We start from the raw sequence: 5,083 nt of genomic DNA, 5'->3' as shown, positions 1-5,083 counted from the left end.
GATAATTTGAGATTTTATTATTGATACTATCCTGTAAACGCGGGATAAGCAGCTCCTGCTGCTTTGCAGATACTTTCACAGGCCAGCGTTTACGACTAATCTCCTGTCCATTTTCAGCAATAGACAGCTCATAACTTCCGCGTAACCAATACCAACTGTTAATTAATGCAGGCTCAGTAATATCAATATCAGCACTGACCTGCAGATTCGATATTTCGACAACCGCGACCCCTAATTTTGCTAAACCTGACTGTATAGTTTTTTTATGGCGGGCACTGTCTACCTCGACACTGACCTTCATTGATGCTAATTTTTTAGCAATTAGCTTTTCAATTTTAGCACTGGAAATATCATTTGGTATGCCTGAAACACTGACCTGTTTAAGTTGTAAGTTAGCCATAGAACGCGTCAATTGTTCATCACGTGCAGCACGTAACGCATTTAATGCCGCAATCGTATTCGGCGCACTGTTGAGACTATAATCAATAAACTCAGCGGTAGAATCATCCAACTCCATAATTGATTCAGTTAAGCTGATTGCAGCTTTGCGTTTATCTAATACTGCCAACGCATAATATTCCCCCTCCGGGCTTAACCAGCTATCCCTGATAACCACCCCACTAATCGCTTGATCGGTTTCTGTTTGAATATTTCGTTGTAAACTGGTTGAGCTTTCCATTGTCACGCCCAGCGCACTTTGTTGTTTTGTTGCCTCTGTTAAGACATTCGTTTGCGCACGTACATTAACAAAAAATATCTCGGCTAAATTGGCAATCGCATTTTCAGTTGCGCGATCTCGATTAGATGCTTGTCCGACCGCCGTTAGATATTCTTTTGCTGGATAACTGCTTTGCGCATTATCTATCCATGCAGGCCGTTTTTGCGGTCCTGAAGTTGAAGCGCATGAAACAAGCAAAAAACAGGCGAGTAGCAAACTTAAATTTATTTTAACTTTCATAGGCACCTTAATATTTTTTTAGTCAAAGCAGTTGCAGATGCACAAATCAGCATTTGCAGCTGCTTAATCTATTATTGTTGATAATGAAAAACTTCATTCGATAAGCTATTAATTAACACCACATTTTTCGAACCGTTATTAATGGTTATTTTTTGAGATAAGGTATTGCTGCTATTGATAACAACCTCATTTTCAGCTGTTTCAATATAAGCAAACTGAATATTTGAAGGAAGCATATTCCAACTTCTTAAATCAGCAACTTCCGTTAGTACCGTGGCAATATTTACTAATGCGCCAAGCAGTGAATCTTGCTTATCTGCCTGTTTGACCAATTCATATTTTGCAATCGCGCGCGTTGTTGTCAGTAATAAGATAGACGGGTACTCTTTATCTAAATCCTCTCTTACTAATACTTCTAAATTCTCAACTAATTCTGTTGTTAATTGTGTTTTTTGCTGTGCAATTTTAGCACGGCCAATACGATGCTTCATTTGCGGATATGCAGGTATAGAAATTCGGATTAACTGCTCATTATCATGATCGGGAACCATAATTGAGTTTTGCTTTTTATTACTCACTACACCATCAAAATAGAGCGCAAAAAGTTGGTTTTTATTGTTGTTAGTTGGCACAGGCAGATTGAGGAACTTTTTTTTATATGCTACATATTGATTTTGCGCGCCTAGTTTAAAGCTCATTCGCAGCAATGCTTGTTTTAAACCAATAGGTAAAGCAAGACCGCGTTGCTCGATAATATCTGCCGCATGTTTATAACTGATTAAAGCGTTTGATTGTTCATCTAATAATTCATAGATAATGCCCGCTAACAGATGAGAGCTGGCTAATTGACCATTAAGATCTTTTCGTTTTGCCAGTTTTTTCATTGAGATATCTGCTTGTAACATCTCAACACGTGCGCCTTCAATATCATTATTAAACAGATAACTCAGTGCCAGCATATTGTGCACCATGACTCTGTCTGTCGGGTAACCACTATAGCTTCTTAATGTTTCATTAACCGTGCCCGCACCAATATTCTCACTGACCGAGCTTGCAGCTAATACCGCCATTTCTCGTTTTGCTAAAGAAAATGTGTCAATAGCACTTTGAAAATCACCTGTCATTAACTGTAATAAACCGATATTAAGATGAAATTGTGCATAATCACGTTCAACTGGCTCTGTGGTTTGTAACTTCTCGAGTACATCTTGCGGGTTTTGAATATATAATAAATTCGCTAAATCGTTATTTTCCTGCTGCTGCCCAGCACACCCTGAAATAATGGTGAAAAGAAAAAGAAATAAGAATTTATACATCTGTTATTCCATAATATTTAAAAGCGGAGTAATAATAAATCAGGCGCAAATTTAGCGCCTGATTGCTGGTTTGGCTATATTACAGTGCCATACTGTTATTCACGTAATTTACTATTTTTAACAAGCTTTTTAATTCTCTTCTCACCAATCCATACTTTGCGGTTATCTTTAATACTAATAAGCTCTAAATTAACTTGATAAAAACGTACTTGCGTTGTGCCGTCAACATCAATAATGGTATTGATTTGCCCCTGCATCATGAAATCCGCACCGTACTCCTGGCCCATATCTTTGCGTGTTTCTTCTGAAGCATTTAAATCTTGATCACCACGCTCTTCACGAATCTCATTTCGCGCTGACGATGAGGCTACAAACTGCACTTCACCTGAGTTGATTAACTCGCGTTCCATATTGGCGATAAATGTATTGGTATTAATATGTTCATGGCTTAAATTTTTAATTCTGCCCACAATAACAGCAGGCTCTTTACCTTCTGCTTTTACAAACTTATTAATCCAAGCTCGTGATAGCGAATCTTCTATCATTTCGCGCGCCACTAATTGTGAATCGGTATCATTCCATGCACCACTTAAATCAACTTCCTGTTGAGAATCTAAACGTTCAACAGAGGTTGAACATGCGCTAATCATAAAAGTAGCAATGACTGCTAACCAAAGATTTGTTTTTACTTTCATTATTCTCTCCAAAATATAATTTTAATGTCAGGCTGATTATAACCAGATTGCGCAAACTTAACCAACTGCAACCAATTGCCCTAGAGGTTTTCCGCCAAGCAGATGCAGATGGATATGAAATACTTCTTGCCCGCCATCTTGGTTACAATTCATAATCAATCGATAACCCGACTCGTCAATACCTTCTTGTTTGGCTAATATTTTTGCCACACTGTAAAGTTTACCAATCAGTAACTCATCTTCAATTTCAATATCGTTAGCTGTTGCGATCAATTTATTCGGGATAATTAAAATATGGGTCGGCGCTTGCGGTGAAATATCACGAAAAGCGGTCACATAATCATCCTGATAAAGCATATCTGAAGGGATCTCTTTATCGATTATTTTTCTGAAAAATGTTTCTTCTGCCATTCTATTTCTCCTAATAATTTACAACTCAGCAATTGCGCCTTTGCCAATACCTTCATATGCATAAACGGTAACTTTATCATCACCAATTCGCGCTTTTATCTGCTCACAAATATAGTTTGCAAGTTCTTCAACCGTGGTATCTTTTGGTAAAACTTCAGCCCTGTGTGCCGGCAATAAAAGTTCAAAATAACCTTGTGGTGCATGATAAGCGCTGCATAATTTATCAATGTTATTTTTCACTACAATAAATGATAAATCCGATTTTTCGATAATATCTTCACGACTGACTAAATAGATATCTTTCCAACGGTTTGCCCAATCCTGAACTAATTCCTTATTATAAATATCGTTAATAAATATATCGATTTTAGAACGATGCCCGTGAGCAATACGCTGACAATTACCATCATGCTTTTTCAAACCATGAGTGTAATGGTAATAAGGTGTATCGATTTGCTCATTGCGCAGTTTCACTTCTAAATCGACAATATTTTCAGGAAGTTGTAATAAAATAACCTGTTCAAGGTAAGTCTCTAACAATTCAATGCTAATAATTTCACTTTCCAAGAAGCAATAGGCTTCATTGGGACATTTTAATTGAATAACAGAATTATCGTTCAGTTTAAAATTCACTTGAGTACGTTGTGATTCGAATATTACACTACAATCCTCAGAGGCATGTGGAACCAATAATTTATGATCAACCTCTGCATCGATAATCGCTTTTATCTGTTTTTTTACTAATGAAAAATCAAGGATCATTGATTGCTCATTTAGTGATCCTTGCAAAATAATATCAACTTGATAACTTTCACCTACAAATCCACGTGCTGCATCTAAATATGACGCATCAATCACGGTTAAATCACGTACAAATAATTTCATTCTATTCTCATTTTATTGTTATTTATCAACACTGCCACTGACCATCTTATTAACTAACATTGGGCCAGTTACGTCAAGTTATAACTAAAACGGCGGACTTTGCGGATCGTCTTCATTTGTATTTTCTGGCGCCAAATTAGTGTCACGCTTTAACTGCTCTCGTAAATTAGGCGGAATGCCCTGAATAGTTAAAGTGTCACTATCAGGATCATATTGAATACGCTCACCGAGATGTTTTTGATCAAAACTGATACTTACACCACCTCCCTGACCGACATATTTAGTAAGTTTTCTGACGACACTTCGATCTGCTGGAAAGCTTGACTCTAATTGATAATCTTCGCTAACAAAATCATAAAAGCTGCCTTCTAATTTTGGCGATTCTTGAATTTGTTCAGATAAAGAAGAAAGTTCGATATCATCTCCCTGTTTTAACTGCTCATTGCAATATTGAAATGCCACTTCACGCACTTCTTGTTTCTTCGCGACAGGTAATGCTTGTTCTTCACAAAATTCATCCACAGCTTTCATCAAAACTTGGTTTTGTACTTTTGCATCAAAACCTTCCTGCGCGCCCATAAAGTCCAGGAAAAAGTCAGCCACTTTACGCCCAACCCGCCCTTTTATAAATGAGATGTAACGGTTCGACTGTGGATCGCGCGCGAGCAGGGTTAAATCAATACGGGCAACAAGTTGTATTTTACTGGTTTCAATATGCTGACTCACTTGTAATTCCAGATTGTCGTTAACACTGATCGATTCATTATTTTGCAACAAAGCAACCAAAAGATAATCACTTGCAGTCCAACTGTATTTAC

General features: G+C 37.4%; 6 protein-coding genes. All 6 read right to left on the bottom strand.

Annotation, left to right across the window (positions count from 1 at the left end; genetic code table 11):
* Window positions 1-958: LPP20 family lipoprotein (locus tag AC4GME_RS17100; RefSeq protein WP_490379862.1), on the bottom strand; the 958-nt coding region annotated here is incomplete at its 3' end.
* A gap of 71 nt (window positions 959-1,029) precedes the next feature.
* Window positions 1,030-2,274 (bottom strand): COG3014 family protein, encoded by a 1,245-nt coding sequence (locus AC4GME_RS17095; RefSeq protein WP_490379861.1) that lies wholly within the window; start codon window positions 2,272-2,274, stop codon window positions 1,030-1,032.
* Window positions 2,275-2,369: 95 nt separating this feature from the next.
* Entirely contained in the window at window positions 2,370-2,969 is a 600-nt protein-coding gene (locus AC4GME_RS17090; RefSeq protein ID WP_490377995.1) for a penicillin-binding protein activator LpoB, read from the bottom strand.
* 57 nt (window positions 2,970-3,026) lie between these two features.
* The gene (locus AC4GME_RS17085; RefSeq protein ID WP_490379860.1) at window positions 3,027-3,380 is read right to left on the bottom strand and encodes an HIT domain-containing protein; all 354 of its coding nucleotides are present in this window, start codon (window positions 3,378-3,380) and stop codon (window positions 3,027-3,029) included.
* Window positions 3,381-3,398: 18 nt separating this feature from the next.
* Window positions 3,399-4,265 carry a 6-carboxytetrahydropterin synthase gene (locus AC4GME_RS17080; RefSeq protein WP_490377997.1) on the bottom strand — a complete coding sequence of 289 codons (867 nt, stop codon included), beginning with the start codon at window positions 4,263-4,265 and terminating at the stop codon, window positions 3,399-3,401.
* A gap of 84 nt (window positions 4,266-4,349) precedes the next feature.
* Window positions 4,350-5,083: nucleoid-associated protein (locus tag AC4GME_RS17075; protein ID WP_490379859.1), on the bottom strand; the 734-nt coding region annotated here is incomplete at its 5' end.

It is taken from the genome of Psychromonas sp. (assembly GCF_983033635.1).
This window is presented reverse-complemented; position numbering and strand designations above follow the sequence as displayed.